At 66.9% G+C, this 24,263-nt stretch carries 24 protein-coding genes and 1 pseudogene; 10 read left to right on the top strand and 15 right to left on the bottom strand.

Annotated elements, in window-relative coordinates:
- The first annotated feature begins 30 nt into the window (after positions 1–30).
- On the top strand, positions 31–780 hold the full coding sequence (locus J2853_RS20010; RefSeq protein WP_307560112.1) for a DUF4386 domain-containing protein: 750 nt from the start codon (positions 31–33) through the stop codon (positions 778–780).
- A gap of 432 nt (positions 781–1,212) precedes the next feature.
- Here the strand turns inward: J2853_RS20010 and J2853_RS20005 are convergent.
- Positions 1,213–1,455 (bottom strand): annotated as a pseudogene (locus tag J2853_RS20005) (transposase family protein); the annotation flags it as partial.
- A gap of 244 nt (positions 1,456–1,699) precedes the next feature.
- On the bottom strand, positions 1,700–2,536 hold the full coding sequence (locus J2853_RS20000) for an MBL fold metallo-hydrolase (protein WP_307560110.1): 837 nt from the start codon (positions 2,534–2,536) through the stop codon (positions 1,700–1,702).
- Positions 2,537–2,621: 85 nt separating this feature from the next.
- Here J2853_RS20000 and J2853_RS19995 point away from each other — a divergent pair, with 85 nt between their 5' ends.
- Positions 2,622–3,110 carry a winged helix-turn-helix transcriptional regulator gene (locus J2853_RS19995; protein WP_307560108.1) on the top strand — a complete coding sequence of 163 codons (489 nt, stop codon included), beginning with the start codon at positions 2,622–2,624 and terminating at the stop codon, positions 3,108–3,110.
- A 198-nt stretch (positions 3,111–3,308) separates the two neighbouring features.
- Here the strand turns inward: J2853_RS19995 and J2853_RS19990 are convergent, their stop codons facing one another.
- The 3 genes from J2853_RS19990 to J2853_RS19980 are packed head-to-tail and all read right to left on the bottom strand — an operon-like array spanning position 3,309 to position 6,033.
- Positions 3,309–3,902, bottom strand: coding sequence for a GNAT family N-acetyltransferase (locus J2853_RS19990; protein ID WP_307560106.1), 594 nt, complete (start codon positions 3,900–3,902; stop codon positions 3,309–3,311).
- Positions 3,899–5,371 carry an APC family permease gene (locus J2853_RS19985; protein WP_307560104.1) on the bottom strand — a complete coding sequence of 491 codons (1,473 nt, stop codon included), beginning with the start codon at positions 5,369–5,371 and terminating at the stop codon, positions 3,899–3,901. The genes J2853_RS19990 and J2853_RS19985 overlap by 4 nt, the downstream gene beginning before the upstream one ends.
- 26 nt (positions 5,372–5,397) lie before the next feature.
- Positions 5,398–6,033, bottom strand: coding sequence for a GOLPH3/VPS74 family protein (locus tag J2853_RS19980; RefSeq protein ID WP_307560102.1), 636 nt, complete (start codon positions 6,031–6,033; stop codon positions 5,398–5,400).
- 670 nt (positions 6,034–6,703) lie between these two features.
- Here J2853_RS19980 and J2853_RS19975 point away from each other — a divergent pair.
- A complete protein-coding gene (locus J2853_RS19975) occupies positions 6,704–7,474 on the top strand; it encodes a neutral zinc metallopeptidase (RefSeq protein WP_307560100.1) in 771 nt (256 codons plus the stop codon).
- On the opposite strand, the gene J2853_RS47930 is transcribed toward J2853_RS19975, so the two are convergent.
- Positions 7,393–7,650, bottom strand: a complete 258-nt coding sequence (locus J2853_RS47930; RefSeq protein ID WP_370879301.1) for a pentapeptide repeat-containing protein — start codon at positions 7,648–7,650, stop codon at positions 7,393–7,395. The two genes, J2853_RS19975 and J2853_RS47930, sit on opposite strands and share 82 nt — an antisense overlap.
- Positions 7,651–7,851: 201 nt before the next feature.
- Positions 7,852–8,451, bottom strand: coding sequence for a DUF6461 domain-containing protein (locus tag J2853_RS19970; protein WP_307560098.1), 600 nt, complete (start codon positions 8,449–8,451; stop codon positions 7,852–7,854).
- Positions 8,452–8,560: 109 nt separating this feature from the next.
- Here J2853_RS19970 and J2853_RS19965 point away from each other — a divergent pair, with 109 nt between their 5' ends.
- Complete coding sequence (locus J2853_RS19965; RefSeq protein WP_307554255.1) at positions 8,561–9,658, top strand: IS630 family transposase; 1,098 nt, start codon at positions 8,561–8,563, stop codon at positions 9,656–9,658.
- Positions 9,659–9,789: 131 nt separating this feature from the next.
- Here the strand turns inward: J2853_RS19965 and J2853_RS19960 are convergent, their stop codons facing one another.
- Both J2853_RS19960 and J2853_RS19955 read right to left on the bottom strand, forming a co-directional pair.
- Positions 9,790–11,025 carry an IS701 family transposase gene (locus J2853_RS19960; protein ID WP_307554052.1) on the bottom strand — a complete coding sequence of 412 codons (1,236 nt, stop codon included), beginning with the start codon at positions 11,023–11,025 and terminating at the stop codon, positions 9,790–9,792.
- A gap of 215 nt (positions 11,026–11,240) precedes the next feature.
- Positions 11,241–11,990, bottom strand: coding sequence for a hypothetical protein (locus tag J2853_RS19955; RefSeq protein ID WP_307560097.1), 750 nt, complete (start codon positions 11,988–11,990; stop codon positions 11,241–11,243).
- 282 nt (positions 11,991–12,272) lie between these two features.
- On the opposite strand from J2853_RS19955, the gene J2853_RS19950 reads away from it, so the two are divergent.
- Positions 12,273–12,716, top strand: a complete 444-nt coding sequence (locus J2853_RS19950) for a DUF6228 family protein (protein WP_307560095.1) — start codon at positions 12,273–12,275, stop codon at positions 12,714–12,716.
- A gap of 351 nt (positions 12,717–13,067) precedes the next feature.
- On the opposite strand, the gene J2853_RS19945 is transcribed toward J2853_RS19950, so the two are convergent.
- From J2853_RS19945 to J2853_RS19925, 5 genes are all read right to left on the bottom strand, one after another.
- The gene (locus J2853_RS19945) at positions 13,068–13,670 is read right to left on the bottom strand and encodes a nucleoside deaminase (protein ID WP_307560093.1); all 603 of its coding nucleotides are present in this window, start codon (positions 13,668–13,670) and stop codon (positions 13,068–13,070) included.
- A gap of 106 nt (positions 13,671–13,776) precedes the next feature.
- Complete coding sequence (locus J2853_RS19940) at positions 13,777–15,393, bottom strand: ABC transporter permease (protein WP_307560091.1); 1,617 nt, start codon at positions 15,391–15,393, stop codon at positions 13,777–13,779.
- A complete protein-coding gene (locus J2853_RS19935; protein ID WP_307560089.1) occupies positions 15,390–16,244 on the bottom strand; it encodes an ABC transporter ATP-binding protein in 855 nt (284 codons plus the stop codon). The genes J2853_RS19940 and J2853_RS19935 overlap by 4 nt, the downstream gene beginning before the upstream one ends.
- Entirely contained in the window at positions 16,241–16,822 is a 582-nt protein-coding gene (locus tag J2853_RS19930) for a hypothetical protein (RefSeq protein ID WP_307560087.1), read from the bottom strand. The genes J2853_RS19935 and J2853_RS19930 overlap by 4 nt, the downstream gene beginning before the upstream one ends.
- A 45-nt stretch (positions 16,823–16,867) precedes the next feature.
- Positions 16,868–17,914: an ABC transporter substrate-binding protein gene (locus J2853_RS19925; RefSeq protein ID WP_307560086.1), complete on the bottom strand. Its 1,047-nt coding sequence runs from the start codon at positions 17,912–17,914 to the stop codon at positions 16,868–16,870.
- 641 nt (positions 17,915–18,555) lie between these two features.
- Between J2853_RS19925 and J2853_RS19920 the strand changes: the two genes are divergently transcribed.
- The 5 genes from J2853_RS19920 (at position 18,556) to J2853_RS19900 (ending at position 23,922) form a co-directional block, all read left to right on the top strand.
- On the top strand, positions 18,556–19,605 hold the full coding sequence (locus J2853_RS19920; RefSeq protein WP_307560084.1) for a LacI family DNA-binding transcriptional regulator: 1,050 nt from the start codon (positions 18,556–18,558) through the stop codon (positions 19,603–19,605).
- Entirely contained in the window at positions 19,602–20,543 is a 942-nt protein-coding gene (gene deoC / locus J2853_RS19915; RefSeq protein WP_307560082.1) for a deoxyribose-phosphate aldolase, read from the top strand. Before J2853_RS19920 ends, deoC begins: the two co-directional genes overlap by 4 nt.
- Before the next feature lie 11 nt (positions 20,544–20,554).
- The gene (locus tag J2853_RS19910; protein WP_307560080.1) at positions 20,555–21,982 is read left to right on the top strand and encodes an aldehyde dehydrogenase family protein; all 1,428 of its coding nucleotides are present in this window, start codon (positions 20,555–20,557) and stop codon (positions 21,980–21,982) included.
- Between the two features lie 48 nt (positions 21,983–22,030).
- Complete coding sequence (locus J2853_RS19905) at positions 22,031–22,897, top strand: aldehyde dehydrogenase family protein (RefSeq protein ID WP_307560078.1); 867 nt, start codon at positions 22,031–22,033, stop codon at positions 22,895–22,897.
- 89 nt (positions 22,898–22,986) lie between these two features.
- On the top strand, positions 22,987–23,922 hold the full coding sequence (locus J2853_RS19900; protein ID WP_307560077.1) for a ribokinase: 936 nt from the start codon (positions 22,987–22,989) through the stop codon (positions 23,920–23,922).
- A 193-nt stretch (positions 23,923–24,115) separates the two neighbouring features.
- On the opposite strand, the gene J2853_RS19895 is transcribed toward J2853_RS19900, so the two are convergent.
- A complete protein-coding gene (locus tag J2853_RS19895) occupies positions 24,116–24,238 on the bottom strand; it encodes a hypothetical protein (protein WP_307560075.1) in 123 nt (40 codons plus the stop codon).
- Positions 24,239–24,263: the final 25 nt, after the last annotated feature.

Genomic DNA, 24,263 nt, shown 5'->3' with positions numbered 1-24,263 from the left:
GTGCTCACCAATCCACGCAAGGAGAACGACATGACCAGCACCGACCGGACCACGGCAACAAAACGAGTTCCGATGGACTCACTGAGGAAGACCGCGCTCGCCGCAGGCGTGCTCTACCTGGTCACCTTCGTCTCGATCCCGACCCTCGCCCTCTACGGTCCGGTGCTCGCTCCGAACTACATCGTCGGCCCCGGCCCGGACACCGCCGTCTTCTTCGGCGGCGTTCTGGAGATGATCGTGGCCCTCGCCTGCATCGGCACCGCGGTGGTGCTGTACCCGGTGCTCAAGAGGCAGAACGAAGGGGTCGCGCTGGGCTTCGTCGGCGTGCGAGTCCTGGAAGCCGCCACCATATTCGCCGGCGTCGTACCACTCCTGTCGATCGTTACCTTGCGGCAGGCCGGAGCCGGAGCGGACGCGCTGGTCACCGGCCAGGCGCTGGTCGCCCTGCGTGACTGGACGTTCCTCCTCGGACAAGGCTTCCTTCCGGCCCTGAACGCCCTGTTGCTGGGCTCCCTGATGTACAGGTCGCGCCTGGTGCCGCGGGTTCTTCCCCTGCTCGGATTCATCGGGGCGCCCCTGCTTGTCGCTTCCGTCGCCGCCACATTGTTCGACCTCTGGGGGCAGGTGTCCGCGCCGTCGGCGCTTGCCGCCCTTCCGATCGCGCTGTGGGAGTTCTCGCTGGGCGTCTATCTGATCGTCAGAGGCTTTAAGCCCTCTCCCGTCACCGCTGGAATGGTCGCTGCCGGCACCCCGCCCGCCCACCACGACGTCGCCGTATGACCGTCGGAAACACGGCCGGGCCCACCAAGGGCCCGGCCGCTGCCCGCGCAGGCCGACCCCGTCGCCGAGCAGATCCGTTGCGACAAGCACTAGAACCCAGCCGACGACACAGGGTCACTTTTCAGGCGGCGTCGACCTATCGCACCTCTCAGCATGGGGATGTTGCCGGCGGTTTCTGTTCCGGCCGTGCGGGTGTGGCTGATCGGCTTGGGAATCCGGAGACTTCGGCGCGGGCCACGCTCATCCGTCCGAGGAGGGCGTTCGTGGGGTCACAAGTTCAAATCCTGTCGTCCCGACCAGGCTTTCACCGGTCGGCAAGGGTGTCACCCGAAAGGAGGCACCCTTTCTGCATTCTGAGTGACTGAGTGAGTGACTATCGCTCTGGTCACGTAAAGATCCGGTCCATTGCTTCGGCACCGCCGAGGAACACCGGACGGCTCGGATGCGGGCGTGGGCGCGGTTGACGTCCTGCTGTCCGCGCGACAACCATGGACGGTGGCGATGCCGCTTGAACGGCGTGCGGATCGTGCCGCCCGCGCCTTGATAGCCCTGATCCTCGAAGGTCTTCACGCCGGCACTGGTCAAGGCGTCGATCAGGCCGACCGTCCGAGCGGCGGTTACGTCGTGAACGGTGCCCGGCAGTGCGGGCGAGGCCCACACCAGCCGGCTTATGGGGGTCGGCTGAGTTCGGCTAGGCGGTCAGGGTGTGGTTGGACAGCGAATCGAGGCACGGTAAGACAGCACGGGGCTCCCGTTTGGGGCAGCTTGGTCGGCTGCTGTCTTATCGGGAGCCTCCTCTCAGCCGCCACCGCTCTTCCTGAACCCGTCGCGACCAGGGTCGTCAGGTTGAAAAGAGCTCACTGTCTTGAGTCAAGAAGTTGGCAGGACGAACGTGCAGGCCAGTCCCGCAAGCGGATCGCTAGCCGGGCGTCCCGTCGCGCTCGCTTCTTCGGGCGAGGCGCTGGGCTTGCCCGTCGTGCACATCGCTTACCCACTCCCAGCCGGGCTTGGCCGATGGGCCGATCCGCGGGTCACCGGGAACATGGCCCTCACGCAAGGCGAGCACGTACGCGCGATCCCGCTCGATCCGTGCGTGTACCTGATCAGCTCCGCCGACTGACCCGTGGCCGGGGACGAGGACATCGACGTCGCCCGCCACGCCCTCCAGCAGCCGCAGCGCTGCGAGGTAGTCCTCGATCGGGTCAGCGGTGCCGTTCAGGTCGAGCATCGGAATCAAGACATCAGAGAGCATGTCGCCGGCGACGAGAACCCCGCGTTCTTCGATGAACAGCGCCGCATGGCCCGGTGCATGAGCTTGATGCTCGATGATCCGGACTTGAGGGCCATCCCATGGAATCTGCGCCGTCTCGGCGGGCAGGGCGGTGATGAGGCCGAGTAGGTCCAGCGGGACCTGCCCGGCGATTTCCGTCCCGAGCAGGTGGGCGGCGATGTCGGCCTTCGCACCCGGGTCGGACAGCTGATCCCGGACAGTGGCCGCGCAGCGGGCCGTGCCGTAACGAGGGGCCACGCCGAGCTGGGCGTGCCAGAGTAGGTGATCCCAATCCGGATGCGTCGAGAAGCCTGCCACAACGGTCTGGCCCGAATCGGACAGGTCGTTTGCAAGGCAGGCCATTTCGTGGTCCTGCACCCCGGGGTCGATGAGCAACACGCCGGCCCGGCCGTGCACGACAACGGCGTTGCTCTGGCAGAACTCGCTCTCGTGGATCAGCACGCCCTCCGCGACCTGCCTCAGCACGGGTGGCTCCTTCCGCTTGTGGTTTGCAACCGCTTGTCGAGACCGTAATGCCTGGTGGTGGTAGATTGCAAGCACTATGGGCGAAGTGTATGAGCCGCGGTCGGGGTGCCCGATCAACGCCACCATCGAGGTGTTCGGCGATCGCTGGAGCCTGCTCGTCCTCCGCGACATCGTCTTCGGAGACCGCCGCTATTTTCGAGAACTGCAGGCCGGCTCAGAAGAGGGGATCGCTTCGAATATTCTCGCCGACCGGCTCAAGCGACTCGTCGAGTTCGGATTGCTCACCCGGGAGGACACGCGAGCCGGCCAGCGGGCGCGCTACAGCCTGACCGAACCCGCGATCCAACTCGTACCCGTGTTCGCGCAGCTCGGCAGCTGGGGGCTTCGCCACCGGCCCACGAGCCGCGCGCTGCGCGTTCGCGCCGAGCTGCTCGAACAAGGCGGCCCCGCGCTCTGGCAAGAGTTCATGGACGAGCTTCGCCGCTCGCACCTTGGCTCCGAATCCCCAGCGCGATCACCGAGCGTTCGCGAGCGACTGAACGCGGCCTACCTCGCTGCTACCAACTCCTCGTAGCTGCCGGGCAGTCGACCATGTCCAAGGGCGCCGACGGACGCCGCCCGAGCTGTCTCACATGTGAACCTCTCGGACAGCACGGTGTAGTGGTGATCGAGCACGATGGCGTATTCCGCCTCAGTGTCTTGAGAACAACGGGGCCGGAATCGCCCCCGCTCCCGGCCCACGATGGGCCGGGGGCGGGGGTCGGCATTCGGATCAGGGGTTCGGCGGGCGCCACATGGGGAACATCGGCGGGCCGCCGGGCATGAACATCGGGTCGCCGAGGTCCTGATAGCCGTGGCGCAGGTAGAGCCTGCGGCTGCGGGTGCTGCTGGCCTCCAGGTACGCGGGTATGCCCGCCTCGTCGAGCCCGCGGTGGTACTCCTCGAGCAGCCGGGTCCCCGTCTTCCGTCCCTGGTACCCGGGGAGCACGGCGAGGAACGCCAGGTAGTGGTGCGGGTCTTGGGGATGGCGCTTGTCCATCTCCTCGCCCATCTGCCCGATGCGCTCCGCGTGGGGACCGGCGAACGCCTCCACCCGGACGTCCCGGTCGGGGATCTCGGGAAGCGGCTCGGCGCCCTTGCGGAACCATACGGCCACGGCGGACATGTCGGCCGTCGCGTGGACCTCGCCGTGGACGAGGGCGCTCTCGGTGATCATGGAGAAGAAGGGGGGCATCACCCGGCGGCGATCGTCGTCCGGCGGGATCATCCAGGCCGAGATCTCCTGCTCGTGAAAGGAGGTGGCGATGATCGCGCCGACGGCCTCGGCGGCTCCGGGAGCGTTCTGAATGCGAATGATCTCTGTCATTCGGTCCCTCCCACGGCCGCCTGGGCGCCCCGCCCGATGTTCGCGTACACCTTCGGCCGGTTGGCCCGCAGGGCGAGTCCCCAAATGATGCCGAGCCCCACGGCGACGAAGTAGACGGCGGGCATGATCCAGCGCAGCGGGGAGTCGGAGGCCACACCGAGTACGGTGTCGAAGTTGGCCATGACGAGCACGATGACCACGATCAGCAGGACCGAGGAGATACCCGGGGCGATCCTGGTCCGCCAGGCGTTCTCCTCGCTGGGATTCTTGGCGAAGAAGACCAGCACGGAGATCGAGGTGGCCGCCAGCATCATGAGCAGTCCCAGGCCACCGAACGATCCGACGGTGAAGAACAGCTGGACGACCGGATCCAGGCCGAAGACCGCGTATATGACGATCACGACCAGCCCGATGACACTCTGCGCCACCGAGCCGTTGACCGGGGCACCGGTCCGGGGGGAAGTACGACCGAAGGTCTCGGGCAGCACCCTCTCCCTGCCGAGGGCGAAGACGTAGCGGGAGATCGTGTTGTGGAAGGCGATCAGCGCGGCGAAGAGGCTCGTCACGAAGAGGAGGGAGCCGATGGTGGCGATGGTCGCCCCCAGGTGCTGCCCGGCCAGGTTGAACAGGAGGGCCGAACTCTGCTCGCGCGAGGCCTCGACGATCTTGTCCGAGCCGATCGGAACGGTCATCGCCCAGGACGACACGGCGTAGAGCCCGGAGATGACGGCGAGTGCGACGTAGGTCGCGATCGGTACCGTGCGCTTCGGGTCCTTGGTCTCCTCGGAGAACACCACCGACGACTCGAAGCCCGCGAAGGACGCGATGCAGATCGCGACCACCGCACCGATCCCGGGGACGAAGAGGTTCGACGGGTCGAAGACGTCGAGGCTGTAGCCCGAGGCCGCCGGGTTGATCAGGTCCGCGATGTCGAACACGATGACGACGGCTATCTCCGTCAGCAGCAGGACCGACAGGACCTTCCCGTTCACGTCGACCCGCATGAGGCCGAGCACCCCGGTCAGCGCCCAGGCGACCAGCCCGATGACCCACCAGGGCGGAGAGCCGCCGAACCAGTCGGCGATCAGCGGCTGGGCGGCCGCACCGATCATGCCGTAGAGACCCACCTGGAGTGCGTTGTAGGCCAGCAACGCGACCCACGCGGTCGCCACACCCACCGGCCTGCCGAGCCCTTTCGCGGTGTACGCGTAGAACGCCCCGGCGTTGACGACGTAACGGGCCATCGTCACGTAGCCGACGGCGAACAGGCCCAGGATGGCTCCCAGCAGGATGAAGGCGAGCGGCACGCCGGTCACGCCGGTCGCGGCGTAGGCGGCGGTCACCGAGCCACCGATGACGGTCAGCGGCGCCGCCGCCGAGATGACGAAGAACACCACCGACGGCACACCGAGGCGGTCCTGGGCGAGCGCGGCGGAAACGGCGCTGGCCCTTCGTTCTGTCACGGACATGGGGATCCTTGAAATGGGGGGTGGGTTCACCGGCGGCTGATGACGGAGTCACCTATGGCAGCCTCGGTCTGGGCGATCAGTTCCTGGAGCGGCGCCGGAAGGGCGGTGGTCGAATCGGAGAGGTATCTCGGGTTCTGCTCCCACAGGACGAGCCGGTTGCCACCGGTCGCGACGAGCAGCCCCAGCAGGACGCTGTCCTGGACACTGAGTGGCTCACGGCGTTGGATCGCCAGGTTGACGCGTCCCCCGGGCCACGCCGCGATGTTCACGTCGACCGGCACCTGCTTCCGCGACGGGCGGCTGCCGGGCGGGCGCAGCAGCCCGCCGGCGGTCATCCGGGCCGCCACGTCGGCGAGTGCCGTACGGGCGAGGAACTGCAACCAGGTACGGAAGCGATGCGAGGGTTCGGCGACGATGTGGTCCAGGGCGGCTCTGGTGAGCGTGTCTCCGGGCGGCGCCGCGTCGAGAACGACGAGCCGTGTCCGCCCCGCCGCCAATTCCACGGTTATCCGCCCGGCGAGCATCAGTTCTCCCAGGATTGCGGCGGCCAGCCCCAGACCGGTCAGGCGCGCATGAAGCCTCATCCGGCCGGTCGCGTTGTCATGCATGACAAAGAACAGGTCGTTGGCCAACCGGGTTCCTGAAAGATCAACTCCAACCACGAACGGCGATCGTATAGCTAAATCATTAAATTTGTCATTACGCGAACGAAGTTCCGGAGTCGGATATGGGTCAGCCAGGCGAGAACCGAAGAAACGGACAGATATCCAATAACCTGGAGCTATGTCGAGGGTGTCTCGAAGACTTCGGTGAATTCAAGAATTTACATATTTTTGGCCAGTTGCGGCCGGGCGTCGGGAAGCGGCCGACCAAGGCTCGCCGGAGCCGGAAAAACGCTGGTCAGGCAGCTCCCGAAAGCGTGGATCCGTGAATCCCGAGGAGCCTCCATGGGATTTAATGCGAGGATTTTTGGCAGTTTGGGGCTGGCGTAATACCGCGCAGGCTTCCTCGTCCCCCGCCGCAGTGGTAGTGGGCGTCATACGCGTCCGCGTGGAGTGCGGAACCGCGCTCGGGCACCTCGCCGTTTCAGATATTGCGGCCCGTTCGTACCGTTTCAGACGGTACGAACGGGCCGCACGCCTTCAAGACCGCACTGGTTCAAACGGCGCGACGGGCCGGCGGAGTGATCCGGCGACATGGCAGCGGGAGCGCCGCAGGGAACCGGGTGCTGGTCGCCAGGGGGACTTTCTCGACAGCAGATCATCGTCGGAGCCAATGGTCGAAACGCGAGGACTTTGCCCTGGCTTTACTTGACCTCTAGCCTGTGGCGTCATGAGAAGCATCTTGATCCCTCTTGCTTGTTTGACGGCTGCGGTACTGCTGCCGATTGGCTCCGCTTCGGCCACCGTCGCTTATCCCGTCGAGAACGCGACCCTCACCGACAACCCGCTGTACGCGGCGGGATCTCTTCCTGTGACCGAGTGCCCCGAGAAGCCGATCAAAAAGCTGAATGTAAGCTCTGCGAAGAATTACCTCAACGGCGTGCTTGCCTGCCTCAACCACACGTGGGCCGTCCAACTGGAGAACACGGGCCAGAGCTTCTCCAAGCCGAAGGTTGCCTTTGCCACGAAGGCTCCGAAGAAGTTCTGTGGCGAGAAGTGGCTCAAGGGCTGGTCGAGTCACTACTGCATCGACTCGAGGACGATCCTCATCGTCCTCGAGAGAAACCTCCTGGAGGAGCCTGACGACCTCTACCTGTTCAACCTGCTGGCCATGCACTACGGGGGGCATGTGCAGAATGTCGTCGGTATTTACCGCGCCTACGAGAAGATTCCCTACCGGAACAAGGCCGAACTCGCCGAGCAGCGCCGCCGATACAACCTGCAGAGCAACTGCTTCTCCGGGGTCTTCATCGCAAGCGTGTGGGACTCCCTCGATCGTACTCAGGAGGACTGGGATGACCTCCTCGTCTATACCCGGGAATGGGCGAGTACCATCAACGGCACCCGGAAAACGATCAACTACTGGACCAGCCGTGGCTTCAAGTCCGCGGACCTGAGCTCCTGCAACACGTGGAGCGCGGCGTCGTCCAAGGTGGCATGACGCCCGCCGGCAGGCCGGTTCTGGAACTTGGTGGTGGCATCGGTGATCGCGACCTTTCTGATCTGGTCAGCGGTCATGCCCTTAACCCCGCGGAGGTCCGCGCCGGTCGACTCCGCACCCGTCAGGTCCGCGCCGGTCAGGTCCGCACCCGTCAGGTCCGCGCCTTTCAGGTACACGTGCTTCTTTCCGGGTTCGGCGCAGGTCGCGAACCTATGGAATGAGAACCCGGCCTGCAGACCGAGTGGATAACTACTTGATCTACATCGTCAAGCAGGGTGCCTAAGACGCGATCACAACGAACAGGAACGGGGACAAAGACCAGCTGGGGACCACGCGTCATACACATGCGACCGACCGCACGGGCGCTTGAAAATCAGTCACCGGTCACGGACGGCGGCACCGAGGAATCGTGTGCTCAGCATCTCCTCGGAGAAGGAGAGGCCGGTGATCTTTTTCGCCAGGGCGAAGGATCGTGGGAACGGGGCATCGCCGCCGGGGCCTTCCCAGGACAGGCCGACTTCGTGCATCATGCCGACCAAGCGGTCTGGATCCCTGCCCCAGCGCGTATCCGGAACCAACTGATCGAAGCATGTGACCTGTTCGCCGTCGACCGCGTAGATGAAATAGTCCGCGGCATGGATGTTGCGATGGATCGACGCGACCTCGGTCGACTGGGAGAGGCCGTGCAGTAGGAGCCTGTTGAGGCCGATCGACCCAGTCCAGAGCTGGATCAGCACGGTCCAGCCGTTCGCCTCCAGCGCCCCCACGTAGCCGGTGCGCATGTTGTCCGAGTCGATGTACTCCATCGTTCGTTCCTGGTGCTTTTCAAAGGTCACCTCTTCGATCCCGCTGCTGTCCGCGTTGAGACGCATCAACGCTTCGCGAGGATTGAGGGATCGGGCGAAGGTGACACAGGAGACGTCATAGAACGGGCCGTACTTTGCAAGCCAGTCGAATTCTTCGTGCGAGGCCGTCACTGTGGCTCCCTTGATCATCTAGTGGCCCGTCACGCAACCTTGGACGGGTAATTGATCTCCTGGGGTGAACCCGTCAGGCTGGCTGCTTCCGCAAGATAGGGAGGTGGTCATGGCGCGCCGACCAGAGGTGTTCGTCCGGCCGTTGTCGATGGAGGAAGGCCGCAGACTGCAGCGGATCACGAGGACCGCGAAGGATCCGATCAAGTTGCGGCGGGCGATCGTGGTGATGATGTCCGGCCAGGGCCAGTCGGTGCCGGACATCACCTCGTTGATGCAGGTCGGTGACGACTACGTCCGTGATGTCATCCACGCCTTCAACGAGCGGGGGTTTGACGCGCTGGACCCAAAATGGAGCGGGGGCCGTCCCCCGGCGATCAGTGAGCGGGTGCGTGAGCGCATCTGCCTGATCGCCAAGACGGTCCCCGCTGAGTGGGGCATCGCCGGCATGTCGACCTGGAGCCTGCGCACGCTGGCCGAGCACCTCATCGCCCGAGGGGTGGTGGCGGCGATCAGCCGCGAGCATCTGCGGCGGATCCTGCGCAAGGGCGGGGTGAGCTGGCAGACCACCACGACGTGGAAGGCATCCACCGACCCGCACTTCATCGCCAAGATGCGACGCGTGCTGAAGCTGTATGACAGCCCGCCCGCTGATGGGCGGGTGATCTGCGTCGATGAGCTCGGGCCGCTGAATCTGCTGCCGCGTAAGGGCAAACGGTGGCGACCTCAGGGTTCACCGGCCCGGCTGCGGGCCACCTACCATCGCTACGACGGCGTCATGCAGATGATCGCGGCCCTGGATCTGGCCACCGGCAAGCTGTTTTACCGCATCCGCAAACGCAAACGCTGGCGGGAGTTCTTGTCCTTCCTCAAGACGCTCCGGGCGCGCTGGCCTGGCGAAAAACTGCATGTGATCATGGATAACTACTCGCCGCACAAGCACCGCGAGGTCCGCGCCTGGGCGGCTGCCAACGATGTCGAGCTGGTGTTCCTGCCGACCTATGGCTCGTGGTTGAACTGGATCGAGTCCGAATTCGCCGCCTTGCGCTACTACGCCCTCAATGGCACTGATCACCGCAGCCATGCCGAGCAGAACGCGGCGATCGGCGCCTATGTGCGCTGGCGCAACGCCCAAGCCCGGCCCAAGACGAACTTCGCCGCCAGCTCACCCATCAGAAGCTGGACCAGTTACCCGGCCAAGGTTGCGTGACGGGCCACTAGTAGGGCTTGGTTAGGTGGGGACGGGCTGGGCGTGTCTGGGTAACGCTCGGCGGCAGGTGGGGCAGATTCCGGCCCAGCACGCCAGGAGTAGTTGCAACTCGGCGATGATCCGGTAGGTGCTCAAACCGCAGCCGGCACTTTTGGGTCGAGCCGCTCCAGGGTGCAGAAGGCGTGTGCGACCGAGGCCAGGGTCACGTGATGGTGCCAGCCACTCCAGGTGCGGCCCTCGAAGTGGTCCAGACCCAGGCCGGTCTTCAACTCCCGGTAGTCGTGTTCGATGCGCCAGCGGATTTTGGCCAGGCGCACCAGGCGCCGTAGCGGGATGTCTGCCGGGAGGGTGGACAGCCAGTATTTGGTCGGCTCGCTCTCACCAGGTGGCCATTCGGCCAGCAGCCAGCACACCGGCAGATCCTCGCCCATGTGCGCGCGGCGGATCCGTAGCCCCGCCGGCCGTACCCGCAGCGCGACAAACCGTGAGCGCAACGGCCCCTTGGACCCGGCCCGCCAGGTCACCGCGTGCAGCGCGCGCCGTCCGGCGGCGGTCACGATCTGCTGGGCTGAGCGCGGCTTGTCTCGATAACGCGGCACCGGCCGCCGCCCAGTCCCCGCATACGGCGCGACCGTCCGGCCGGCATCGATGCCCAGCAGCGCGGTATCGGAGCGCACCCCCACCACGTAGCCGATGCCACGCTCGGTCAAGCCCAGACGAAAGGCCCCGTCTTGGCCATAGCCCTCATCGGCGACCACCAGCGGCGCCTCCAGCCCCCAGCAACACAGCTCATCGATCATGTCCAAAGCCAGCTGCCACTTGGGCACATGAGTGATGTCCGCGGGGATCCGGGCCCGTTGCCTGCGCGCCGCCACCGCGGCCGAATCCTCCGTGCGCGGTGAGGCCGCATCCCACCCCTCGGGCACGAACAGCCGCCAGTTCACCGGACAGGACGCGACGTCGGTGACCAGGTGCACACTCGGGGCGACCTGGCAGTTAGCGGTCTTGCCCAGCGCCCCGCAGTACTGCGGGGCCACTCCCGGCGACTCCTCACCATCCTTGACAAAGGACACATCATCGACCACCCAGGCGGCCGGGTTGATCGCCGTGTCCATCCGCCAGGCCAGCTCGGCCAGCACCAGTTGATGTGACCAGGGGGCGTCGGTGAGAAACTGCTGCAGCCCCTGGCGGTCCACGCCCAGCCGGGCCGCCATCGGCTCCATCGATTTACGGGCCCCGTCGGTCAGCAGGCCGCGCACATATCGTTCGCCCCATCGCCGCTGATCAGCACGGGCGAAACAGGAGAACACCTCGGCGGCGAACGTCTCCAGTCGCGCCCGCACGGCCTCGAGTTCTTGAGGGGTCATCTTCCCTCACCCCCAACGCAGGTGACATACCGTCTCCTACCCGAGGTAACCAAGTCCTACTAGGTGTGATCATGGCAGCCGCCACCGACTAGGACGACCTGTGCCCATGGGGGCGCTTGCGATGCCGGGAAGACGCAGGCGTGGATGACGAACCGAGTGGCGGCTGGGTCGTTCCGCTGACGTATGGCGCGCCGTTCGGTCCTTTCTCGGCCGGCTCAGTGCGGCGCTCGTTGGGCGTGACCGTGAACGGCTTCGGCGGCACTGCAACTGCTTTCCCCGGGCATCGCCTGGATGCGGGAAGGCCACCACACCTCGGTGCCTTGCGGGCGGACCCGGGCGAACAGGCACACGCCCGGCCGCTCGCGCAATGCGATGCCGATCACGCCGTCCATCTCGGCCACGTCTTTGCCGATGCGGTCGTCGAGGTCCAGATGATCGACCACCTTGCGGGCGGCTGCCAGATCGGGGGTCTTGGGAAGACGCGTCTTCAGCCGGTCGAAGGCGTTGTGGGGGAGGGCGGCCGGGGCGCGGAACGAGTGCGGCTCACCGGCCGGGCACTCGACCTCGGTTACCCCGGTGTCGGAGTAGGAGACCGTGATCTCGAAGCAGACGGTCACAACCGGATAGCGGCTCGGGGAGGGGTCGTGCGTCGCTTCGTAGGCGCGCGTGCCCTGGCCTACCGGATCCGGCATGCCGTCCGGGCCGATCCGGCTGGTGGCGCGGATGCGCAGCAGGACGCGCCCGCGATCGCTCAGGCTGTATCTCGTGCCCGTCACCGAGTACACGTCCACGTCCTCATCACGGGAGAGCCCGTGCCCGATGTCTTCCCGGTTCCAGCTCAGACCGCGGCTGAGCTCCTCGGCGACCCGGTCGGCGTGGGCATACGCGGCCCGGACCGCGGGATCCTCAGCGCATGCGCTGAGGACGAACAACGCGGCCAGGGATAACACCAAGAGCTGGCGCACCTTTCCTCCCCATCTCACCCCCATGACGGGCACTGCTTCTCTACTCAGACGGTGATCTCAGCGAGTTAGTTGTGGCACAAGGTCGGTTTCGGCCCGTCATATTGGTGAGCTCGCGTATCCAACTGTCGCCGGTTGACCTATCTGGCTCCGGAATCACTACTGACCGTGACGCTCCTGGCGGAGAGCTGGGTGTGGAGCCCCGAACGTTGACGAGAAGCAGCACCGACCTCTGCGCGTCGTAATGGCGATGACGCCGCCGTGTGGCGTCCGTATCCTCGGTGGGTGAGTCCGATCGAGGTGGTTCCTGGGCAGGTCGAGGTCGTCGTTCGGGGGTCGAGGTCGACGGCGGCCTCTATCCGGTTGTTGGACTGGTCGCGGACGGATGAGTTCGAGGTCGTATTCGCCGTGGAGGCTGTCGATGATGGCCTGCGCGCACGGATCGAGACCGTGACCGTGTCTGCCTGGGACGGTGCGGGATATCTGACCGAGTTCCTCGACGGTCTTGCGCGCGACTTCCGCGGTTGGGAGGGCGAGTGGTCCTGGGTCAACAACGAGCTGGTCGTGGCAGCGACGTTCGGCTCGGGCGGTCACGTGTATCTGAGCTGGACCTTGCGAGCCGGGGTCTTCTCCAGCGGCTGGGAGTCCACCGTGACGACCGTGATCGAGGCTGGTGAAGAGCTGACGACCGTCGCTGCCAACGTGCAGGAATTCTTCCGCCAGGGGTAGCCGTCCCAGCGGCCCCCACGGCGCGGTGGCCATGCTGGTGCACCGCGCCGGTATTAAAAGGCCTGCGACTTCGAAGCGGGCCGTCGGGCCTTCGCCGCCGACCCCGGCATTGCCGGGCAGGGCCTGTGCGCGGAGATCGAACGGCTCGCGACCGAAGCGGGATGGCCCCCTGGCGGCGCTCACGCCGGGCACCCCGTCGGTGAGTTCCCGCACGAGAAGATCGACGGCGAGGACGTCGAGTCCTCCATCGCACCCGGCGACGCCACGAGGATGCGACGCGACGACCGGGCCGGACACCGCTGTCACCGGCCGCGGCTTCGGTGGCTTCTACGAACAGCTCTTCGACATCGGTCAGGAGGTGCCGCGGGCGTTGTAGACGACGACGTCGTCGCGTTCCCCGTAGGCGCGGAACACCTCGATGGCCTCCTCGCGCAGCGGGCTGAGGACGACTTCGATGCCGCGGGCGGCGAACTGGGGGGCCCAGTCGGCGACCATCGGGCCCTCGTCGAAGCCCGTCAGCTTCTCCAGTTCCGGGCCGTCGCCCGCGATGAGCAGACGCCGGACGCCGGACCACATGGTGGCGCCGTAGCACATGACGCAGGGCCGCCAGTTGACGACGAGCTCCAGGTCGGGCAGATCCGGGCCACCCAGATCCCAGGCACCGAGCCGGGTCTGGGCGAGGGACAGCGCGGTGACCTCGGCGTGGGTCGACGACAATCCGGAGGCCAGGACGACGTTGACACCGGCCGAGATCAGGCGTCCGGTGGCGGACTCCACGACCAGGGCGGCGAAGGGGCCGCCGGTATTCTCGCGGTGGTTACGTTCGGCGAGCCGGTTGGTCAGGCGGATGCGGTCGTCGTCGGTCGGGAGGATCTCCGGGACGTCGCCGAGCTCGGCGGTGACCCAGCCGGGGAGACGTGCGCCGAAGGCGGTGGCAAGGGCTGCGGTGTCCATCGTGGGCTCCCGGAGTAAGGCGGTGAAGATGCGGATTGAGGCCGAGGTCGCGCAGGCCACGGCGGCAGGCCGTGGAGCTGCGGGCGGCGGGATGTGAAGGATCTCCTCACTTCACTTGTTGTGGCGCGTAACGCGCGACAACCGGACGTTCCAGGGCGGTGACGAGTCCGTAGAGGGCCACGGACACGACAACGATCACCACCGATCCGGACCAGAGCCCCGCGAAGCGGGAGGCGGTGTAGTCCGAGACCAGGAGGCTGCCCAGTCCCTTGCCGCTGGCAAGCCACTCCGCGAGGGTGGCGCCGGCGATCGCGCCGGGGATCGCGATCCGCGCGGACGAGAACAGCGAGGGGAGCGCGTAGAGCAGCCGTACTTTCCTGGTGACCGTCAACTGCCCGCCGCCCAGTGACGTGATGACCTCGCAGGCGAGGACGGGGGCTGCCCGCAGTCCCTGGCTGACCGTTACGAGGGTGGCGAAGAAGGTGATCACGGCGACGACGATGGTGACGCCCAGTAGCCCGCGTCCGAAGACGAGGGCGAGCAGGGGGGTCAGGGCGAGCAGGGGGATGGACCTCAGCACGATGGCGAGCGGCAGGACGATCTGTTCGACGCGGCGGAACGCCACCAGGACCGCGGCGGCGAGCGATGCGACGATCAGCCCCACGACATAGCCGACACCCGCGTCAAGCAGCGTGATGCCCAACGCGGACAGCAGACGTTGCCGATGGTCCGCCGCGTCCTCGCCGGCGAACAAATAGGTCGCGACGTCCGCCGGCGTCTTCGCGAAGTACGGATCGAGGGCGAAAACCCGGATGACCGCGTACCAGCCGACCACGATCAGGAGGATGGAGCCGACCAGTCCAGCCGTGCCGACGAGCAGGGACCGCGCCCGTCCGTCGCCTGCTGCCCCGGATGCCGCACCCACCCCCACGCTCACGTCCCGGCCGGCCCAGGGGGTGAGCCACCGAGCGATGATCGCGACCAGTGCGTAGCCCAGGCCCGCCAGGGCCGAGATGACGAGTGCCACCGCCCAGGTGCGTGCCACCTGGAACGACGATTGCGCCTGCACCAGCATGACGCCGAGTCCGTTGCTGGAGCCCAGGTACTCTCCGATGATCGCGCCGAGCAGCGCCGCAGGCGCGGCGATCTTGAGTCCTGCGAACAGGCTGGGCAACGCGGAAAGGAGGCGAAGCTTGCGCAGGGTGAAGAAGGAGCCCCCGCCAAGGGAGTGGATGAGGTCCAGCGCGCTCCGATCGGCGGATCGCAATCCGAGCACGGCGGCCGTCAAGGTGGTGAAGAAGACCGACAGCCCGGCGAGTGCCTCCTTGGGGGCGTTGCCGGGCAGGACGACGACGAGGATGGGCGCGATCGCGACGAGCGGCACGCAGTAGCTCGCGACGGCGATGCGCAGCAGCAACCGCTCCACCGCCGGGACCTGGACGAAGACGCCGGCGAGCGCGATGGCGAGAACGTTGCCCCAGAAGAAGCCGATGGCCGCCTCGGACAGTGTGGTGGAGATGTTGCCGGAGTAGATGTTCCGGTCTTCCCACATCGCCTGCAGTACCGCCCACGGCTGGGGGACGACCCGGAGGTCGGCGAAGATCCGCGCGAGTATCACCCAGATCAGGAGCAGGCCCACCACGCTGAGTGCCACGGCCACCGGCGATCGGACACCGCTGCGGGCCGTGGTCAGGCCACGCCGGGTCGCCATGAATGGGTTCACGTCATGTCCTCGGATGGGCCGATCCGGCTGGAGTCACCGTCGTCGCTCTGTCCGAAGAGCAGCTCGCTGAGGGTGTCGCAGAGCGCATGGAACTCGGGTGAGCGCGTAAGTCCGACATCGCGCGGTCGTGGCAGGTCGATCCGTACCGCGTCGATGATCCGTCCCGGACGGGCGCCCATCACCACCACGGTGTCGGCGAGGAACACCGCCTCGCTGATGGAGTGAGTGACGAGGAGGGTCGTCGTCGCACGCTCCAGCCAGATCCGCTGCAGCTCCAGGTTGAGCCGCTGGCGGGTCATCTCATCCAACGCGCCGAACGGTTCGTCCAGCAGCATGACCTCCGGCTCGCCGGCGAGGGTCCGCGCGAGCGCCACCCGCTGGCGCATGCCGCCGGACAACTGGGCGGGCCGGGCCTTTTCGAAGCCGGTGAGTCCGGTGAGGCGCACCAGGTCGGCTATCGCCGGCCGGCTCACCGGCCGGCCCGCCACCTCGAAGGGCAGTGCGATGTTGGCCTCGACGCTGCGCCATGGCAGCAGGGCGGAGTCCTGGAAGGCCACCCCGATGCGATGCTCACGACGCAGGTCGTCGGGGGAGCGGCCGTGGACGTGCGCGGCGCCGGAAGACGGCTGCTCCAAGCCGGCGAAGATCCGCAGCAGGGTGGATTTGCCGCATCCGGAAGGACCCAGCAAGGCGGTGAACTCGCCGCGTCTCGTGTGCAGGTCGATGTCGCGAAGCGCGGTGACTTCGGACGCCCCTACGCTGAAGGTCCTGCTGAGCGTGGTCGCGGCCAGGCCTACGGCGCCCGGTGGATCGGCGGCGGGCGAAGGGGCCGCGTGTGGGCGGGCTGTCACGCCTCCCACTTTCCCGCCGCCAGGATGGCGAGCAACTGGTCACGGTAGGAAGTGTCGCGGCCGGGGAGTTCGTTCTCCACCTTCGAGCCTTCCGTCAGGAAGTGCGAGACGTCGCGGCCCATCTCCTGCCCGCGGCGGGTGTGCATGTCGAGGGCGTAGTCGGGGATCTCGGGGAGGCGTTCTCCGCTGCCCAGCATGTTGGTGGCCCACAGCGCCAGTTCGTCGGTCGTACGGTCCTTCGTACGGCTGACCAGGAAGCGTATGGCGTGCACCGCGAACAGCCACCTGTCGCCGGTGCCTCGGGGGAGGTGCTGGTGCATGCGATAGAGGCAGTCGAGGACCACGGGTTCGGCGAACGTGCCGGTTCCGGTGTCCTCGCATGACATGACGAGGAGGCGTGACCACATCACCTCCTCCAGTTCGCCGCTGCTCTCGTACATCTCACGAGCGACGAGCAGGGCGTTCTCCAGCAGGCCGCGGCGGACCGACTTCTGGAGGGTGGAGATCAGCTCGTCGGCGGGGAATCCCCGCACGCTGTTGACGTGGGTCCAAGGATCTTCGGTGTGCGGGACAGGCACTGCGGTGGGCTCCTGTTGGTGTGGAGGATAACTGGAAGGGGGACGTCAGAGGCGGGTCTTGCCCGCGTAGACATCGCTGAGAACGCTCGTGTCGAACAACTCGTCGGCGGTCGCCTTGATACCGATCGAGTTCAGCGTGGCGATGTTGTCCGCGATCCCCTTGGCGCTCATCGTGAGCAGGCCGTTCGCCTTGGCGTCTCCGGCCTCGATGACGGACTGGAACGCCGCGGCGGTCTTCTGCTGGGCCTTCAGGTCGAGGTTGAGGCTCTTGCCGTACTTCTCCACGACGATCTTGGCCGCGGCGTCGGTGTCGCTGAGCGCGTCCTGCCAGCCGCGTACCGAGGCTCGGACGATCTTGACGATCAACTCGCGCTTGGCCTTGTCCGCGAGCGTCCGCTCGCTGACGAGCAGCACGTCCGCCCAGACGTTGTAGCCGTACTCGGCGAGTGTGAACGTCGTGGTCTTCACACCTTCGAGGTCCAGCTGGATCGGCTGGTTCACCAGCAGCGACATGAACGCGTCGCAGTCTCCGGCCACCAGGGGCGCCGGGTCGAACTGCATCGGCACGATGGTCACGCTGGCAGGATCGATGTCATTCGCCTTGAACACGGTGTTGACGATTTCCACACCGCTCTGCTGGACACCGAGCCGCTTGCCGACCAGATCCTTCAGCGTTCGTACGGGAGCCGAGGCGAGGGACATGATCGCCGTCGGATTGGTCTGCATGGTCGCGGCGACGATCTTGAGGGCGGCGCCCTCGTTACGTGCTTTGGCGATGGTGTCGACGGAGTCGAGCCCGACCAGCGCCTTGCCACTGACCAGGAGCGGTTCGACGACGACGGAGGGACCGCCCGGCGTCAGCGTGACGTCGAGCTGCTCGTCGCGGAAGTAGCCGGCGTGGTCCGCCATGAACAGGCCCATGTTCTCGACATTGGCCAACCATCCGAGCTGGAAGTTCACCTTGGCCAGGCCGGAAGCGGAGGTGGTGGTGGAGGAGGAGGACGAGCAGGCGCTCAGCGCCATACCGGCGGCGAGAAGCGACATGCCTCCGACGCCGGACATGAAGGCGCGACGAGAAAGGGGCGCAGGCATGGAAGGAGCCTTTCTTGGGGTAGCAAAACGGCCTGACGGAGAATGGTGACTCACGCCGGCCGGCAGGGAAGCGCTGGCTTGGCCAGGGCGGCCGGGGGCGTGCAACCGTTTTTGGACACCGGGGAGCGGGACCACGAAACGGGGAGCGAGCCCGCCACCAAGCGGGCACGGCGATGGGCGACGAGACCTATCGTCGCGATGGCGTCAGCCTGAAAACGGTGTCCCTCGGGCGTTGGACAGACGCCAACGTCCGCGCCGACTTTCGGGACCGATCACCGACACTCCTCTGGCAGGTACGCCGCACCTAAAATGGCACGATTGTCCGCATAGTTGCTGGTAAGACCATCGCTGCGATGTCGAGCGGCTGTCAAGGGGATGACGATAGAAGTGAACACAGCGACACAAATTCGTGACCCTACGGCTCTCGTACGGGGCGCGAAGGCCGTATCTGGCATCGATTTCACTAATCGTCGTTCTCGATAGAGATCATCCCATGATCGGATGATCTCACCCTCGTTGAGCTGGGCGGTGAGCCGGAAGGTTTCAAATCGGCCACATGTCGGGGACCTCCGTTGACGCACGTCGCGTAGATGCTGCAACCATTCTCTGAGAACGGTTTCAGTAGAGTAGAGGAGGTCCTGTTGGCCACCATCCACGATGTGGCCGCCCGCGCCGGGGTCTCTCCCGCGACGGTCTCGCGGTTCCTGCGTGGTCAACGGGTGCGCTCGGCGGAGGCGATCCAGGCAGCTGTGGATGAGATGGACTACTGGCCGAGTGCCACGGCCCAGTCCCTGCAGTCGGGCCGGACGCACACCATCGGCGTGGTCGTCCCCGACATCACGAACCCCTACTTCGCCGCGGTCGTCAAGGGAATGGAATCCGTTACCCGCCACACCGACTACCGCATCCAGCTGGCCAACACGGACGAGAGCAGTGAGCGGGAAGACGCCGTGCTCGCGGAGATGATACGCCGGGTGGACGGCATCATCCTCGCCCCGGCCACCGAGCAGGACCAGACCCCGATGTACGTCCGGGACGCCGGCGTCCCACTGGTCTTCGTCGACCGCGATCTGCTCGGCGGAGAGCACTTCGACGCCGTCCTGGTCAACAACACCAAGGGCGGTCGGCAGGCGGGCGAGCACCTGCTCAGCCTCGGCCACACCCGGATCGCCGCGATCAGCGGGAGCCAGGACACCACTCCCGGACGATGCCGCCGCGAGGGTTTCGTGCAGGCCCTCACCGCCGCGGGCGTCGAGATCCCTCCCGAACACGACTTGGTCGGCGACTTCCGGGAGGAGAGCGGCTACCAGCTCGCCCTGTCTCTGCTGTCGTTGCCCGAACCGCCCACCGCCATCTTCAGCGCGAACAACCTCATGACGCTGGGCGCGCTCAAAGCCTTGCACGACCTGCGTACGGACATTCCCGGCGAGATCAGTCTCATCGGGTTCGACGACCTTGATACGGGCCCGTTGCTGCGGCCGCCGCTGACCGTCGTCGACCGGCCGATGGTCGAGCAGGGAGCGCTCGCCATGCGGTTACTGCTGCGCCGCTTCGAAGACCAGTACGCGAACGATGATGCCCGGCGCATCATCCTGGACACCAAGCTGATCGAGCGGGCCTCGACAGCACCACCGCGCAAGCCGCGTACCGCGGCGGGCGCGGGTCGAACCGGAAGGGGTCGGCAACGATGACCACTGCTCCGCTCGCGGAGGTCGCCGCGTCCAACTCGACGCTACGGGCGTTCCTGCACGGCCTACCCGGTGTGGACCGGGTGGGCGCGGACGCCCGGGCTGCGATGTTGGGCACGCGATCGATCAAGACCACGGCCAAGAGGCAGGCCATCGACCTCGCCATCCGGATGGTGGACCTCACGACGCTTGAGGGCGCGGACACCCCGGGCAAGGTGAAGGCGATGTGCGCCAAGGCGATTCACCCCGACCCGACCGACCCCTCCGTCCCCTCGGTGGCGGCGGTCTGCGTTTACCCCGACCTGGTGGCGACGGCCGTAAAGGCTCTGGGCGCCTCGGGGGTGAAGGTCGCCTCGGTCGCCACGGCGTTCCCGAGCGGCCGGTCGTCGCTGGAGGTCAAGGTCGCCGACACCGCGCTCGCGGTCGCGGACGGCGCGTCCGAGATCGACATGGTGATCGACCGTGGCGCGTTCCTCGCGGGGGACTACCTCAAGGTCTTCGAGCAGATCGCGGCGGTCAAGGCCGCCTGCGGCAGCGCACACCTGAAGGTCATTCTGGAGACCGGCGAGCTCTCGACGTACGACAGCGTGCGCAGGGCGTCCTGGCTCGCGATGATCGCGGGCGCCGACTTCATCAAGACCTCGACGGGAAAGGTGTCGCCGGCCGCGACCCTGCCGGTCACGCTCGTCATGCTGGAGGCGGTCCGCGACTTCCTCCGTACGGCGGGCAGGAAGGTCGGGGTCAAGCCCGCGGGCGGCATCAGGACGACCAAGGACGCGATCAAGTATCTGGTGCTGGTCAACGAGACCGCAGGCCCGGACTGGCTCGACCCCGACTGGTTCAGGCTCGGGGCCTCCTCGCTGGTCAACGACCTGCTCATGCAGCGCCAGAAGATGGCCACCGGCCGGTACGCCGGGCCCGACTACTTCACCCTGGACTAAGGCGGCCCTCCATGTTCGAGTACGCACCCGCGCCGGAGTCGCGGGACATCATCGACATCAAGCCGTCGTACGGCTTGTTCATCAACGGCGAGTGGGTCGAGCCTCTCGGCGAGGGCCGCGAGAAGACGGTCAACCCGGCCAGCGAGGAGGTGCTCGCCGAGATCGCCGTGGCGAGCGAGGCCGACGTCGACCGGGCGGTCCAGGCCGCGCGCAAGGCGTTCACCGTGTGGTCGGCCATGCCCGGATCCGAGCGAGCCAAGTACATCTTCCGGATCGCCCGGATCATCCAGGAGCGGGCCCGTGAGCTCGCCGTCCTGGAGTCCCTCGACAACGGCAAGCCGATCCGCGAGTCGCGTGACGTGGACCTGCCGCTGGTCGCGGCCCACTTCTTCTACTACGCCGGATGGGCGGACAAGCTCTCCCACGCCGGGTTCGGCCCCTCCCCCCGGCCGCTGGGCGTGGCGGGGCAGGTCATCCCGTGGAACTTCCCGCTGCTCATGCTGGCGTGGAAGATCGCGCCCGCGCTGGCCTGCGGGAACACGGTCGTCCTCAAGCCCGCCGAGACCACGCCGCTGACAGCGCTGGCCTTCGCGGAGATCTGCCGGCAGGCCGACCTGCCTCCCGGCGTCGTGAACATCGTGACGGGGGCCGGGGAGACGGGCGGCGCGCTCGTCCGCCACCCCGACGTCGACAAGGTGGCCTTCACCGGCTCCACCGAGGTCGGCCGCCAGATCGCCCGGTCGGTCGCCGGATCGCGCAAGAAGGTCACGCTGGAGCTCGGCGGCAAGGCCGCCAACATCGTCTTCGAGGACGCGGCGCTCGACCAGGCCGTCGAGGGCATCGTCAACGGGATCTTCTTCAACCAGGGCCACGTCTGCTGCGCGGGCTCCCGGCTGCTGGTCCAGGAGTCCGTCGCCGGCGAACTGCTGGAGGCCCTCAAGCGGCGGCTGTCCACCCTGAGGCTCGGCGACCCGCTGGACAAGAACACCGACATCGGCGCGATCAACTCGGCCGCCCAGCTCGCCAGGATCCGGGAGCTGTCGGACGCCGGCGAGGCCGAGGGGGCCGAGCGGTGGTCGCCGGCGTGCCCGATCCCCGACAAGGGATTCTGGTTCCCGCCCACCATCTTCACCGGGGTCGCCCAGTCGCACCGCATCGCCAGGGAGGAGATCTTCGGCCCGGTGCTGTCCGTGCTGACGTTCCGTACTCCCGCGGAGGCGGTCGAGAAGGCCAACAACACGCCGTACGGGCTGTCGGCCGGCGTCTGGACCGAGAAGGGCTCGCTGATGCTGTGGATGGCGTCCCGGCTCCGGGCCGGCGTCGTCTGGTCCAACACGTTCAACAAGTTCGACCCCACGTCGCCCTTCGGCGGCTACAAGGAGTCCGGCTACGGTCGCGAGGGCGGACGCCAGGGTCTGGAGGCGTATCTGGATGTGTGATCCCCGGAAAGCTTACGTACCAGAAGAACGCGAGAAGGCGATGCGGCAATGAGTGAGCGCGTGGGCGTGCGCAAGACGTACAAGCTGTTCATCGGTGGCGCGTTTCCGCGATCCGAGAGCGGAAGGTCATATGTCGTGAGCTCCTCGAAGGGTGAGTTCCTGGCGAACGCGTCCAAGGCCTCCCGTAAGGACGCCAGGGAGGCGGTGGCCACCGCGCGGAAGGCCTTCCCCGGCTGGTCGGCCGCGACCGCGTACAACCGCGGTCAGATCCTCTATCGCGTCGCGGAGATGCTGGAGGGGCGCCGGAGCCAGTTCGTGACCGAGCTCGTCGACGCCGACGGCGTCGGCGTGCGCAGGGCCGGCGAGCTGGTGGACGCGGCCGTGGACCGGCTCGTGTGGTACGCGGGCTGGTCGGACAAGATCGGCACGATCCGTGGATCGGCCAACCCGGTGGCCGGGCCGTACTTCAACCTGTCCAGCACCGAGCCCACCGGCGTGGTCGCCGTGGTGGCCCCCGAGGCCGACCCGCTGCTCGGACTGATCAGCGTGATCGCTCCGGTGATCGTCACGGGCAACACGTGCGTGGTGGTCGCGTCGGAACGGGCGCCGCTGCCGTCGATCACGCTGGCCGAGGTGCTGGCCACGTCGGACCTGCCCGGTGGTGTGGTCAACATCCTCACCGGCTCGGCCGCGGAGATCGCGCCATGGCTGGCGGGCCACATGGACGTCAACGCCATCGACCTCACCGGCGCGGAGCTCGAATTGGCCGTTTCCTGTGAGCAGGCCGCCGCCGAGAACCTCAAACGCGTCCTGCGCCCCGCCCCCGGGAAAGCCGACTGGATCACCGATCCGGGCACCGGCCGGATGACGGCGTTCCTGGAGACCAAGACGGTCTGGCATCCGATCGGGATCTGAACCCGGCGCACCCCCCCACCCCGTCTACGGCTGTACGCCGCGACCCTCAGTTAGAAATGCCTGAAACAGCTTGAAATAGGAGGACCGAGATGAAACCGAAAGGTGTCCTCGTCGTCGGGAGCATCACCGCGGATGTCACAGCGTTCAGCCGCAGGCTGCCCCGCCGAGGAGAGACGATTCTCGGCGACGACGTCACTTTGGTCCTGGGCGGGAAGGGCGCGAACCAGGCGGTCGCCGCCGCCCGTGGGGGAGCGCCCACCTGGCTGGCCGGCTGCGTCGGCAAAGACCCGTTCAGCGAGATCGTGTTGGCGGGGCTGCACTCCTACGGGGTGGCTTCGACGGAGATCCGCACCGTCGACAACCGTACGGGCGTCGCACACATCAGAGTCGACGCGTCGGGCGAGAACGACATCGTCATCACACCCCTCGCCAACTCCGACCTGAGCGTCGACATGGTGGACGAGAGCATCCGTGCCGTCCGTGACAGGGCGAGCGTGCTTCTCCTCCAACTTGAGATCCGTACCGAGGTCGCCTGTCACGCCGCGGAGGCGGGCGCGAAGGCCGGGCTGACGGTCGTGCTCGACCCGGCGCCCGCGCAATCGCTGCCTGACCGTGTCTGGCCGTACGTCTCCGTTGTCACACCCAACGAGAGCGAGGCCACCGCTCTGACCGGCGTGGAGGTCGTCGACCTCGAATCCGCCGAGCGGGCCGCGGCGTGGTTTCTCGATCGGGGCGTACGGCATGCGCTGATCACGCTTGGCGCGGCCGGCGCTCTCTCGGTCACCCCGGAGCAGACACGGCACTTCCCCGCCTACCCCGTCAACCCGGTGGACACCACCGCCGCGGGTGACGCCTTCACCGGCTCCCTGGGCGCAGCCCTCGCCGGCGGCCTTGACACCGCCACGGCCATCCGCCGGGGGATGGCCGCCGGAGCCCTGGCGACCACCCGGCCCGGTGCCAGCCCGTCACTTCCCGGCCGGGAAGCGGTGGACGAACTGATCAACCAGCACGCCGTCGCGGAATGAGCCGCCGATTCGGGAGGAGGAGGCCGTCCGCCTCGTTCATGAGGAGCCGGCGATGGAGATTGACAAGGCTCGTCGCCGGGTGAAGAGCATCTGACGTCGATCGCGACGCGGGGTGTGCGGTGAGCGCCTTCGTCCGTACCCCGTGGGACGGTTTCGCGATCATCTCGGAGCCGAAGTGCCTTCGCCGACGGCGTCATTCGGGAAAGACCACGATGCTGTCATCGGTGATCCACGGGCGGTGTTCGGGCTCATGACCGAGCGCCTGCCAGACCGAATGCGCTGCGGCGAACTTCACGTCGCCCTCGTTGGTGTCCACCGGGGAATCGCGTATCTCGGTGATG

Source organism: Streptosporangium lutulentum, from assembly GCF_030811455.1.
GTDB lineage: Bacteria > Actinomycetota > Actinomycetes > Streptosporangiales > Streptosporangiaceae > Streptosporangium > Streptosporangium lutulentum.
This window is presented reverse-complemented; position numbering and strand designations above follow the sequence as displayed.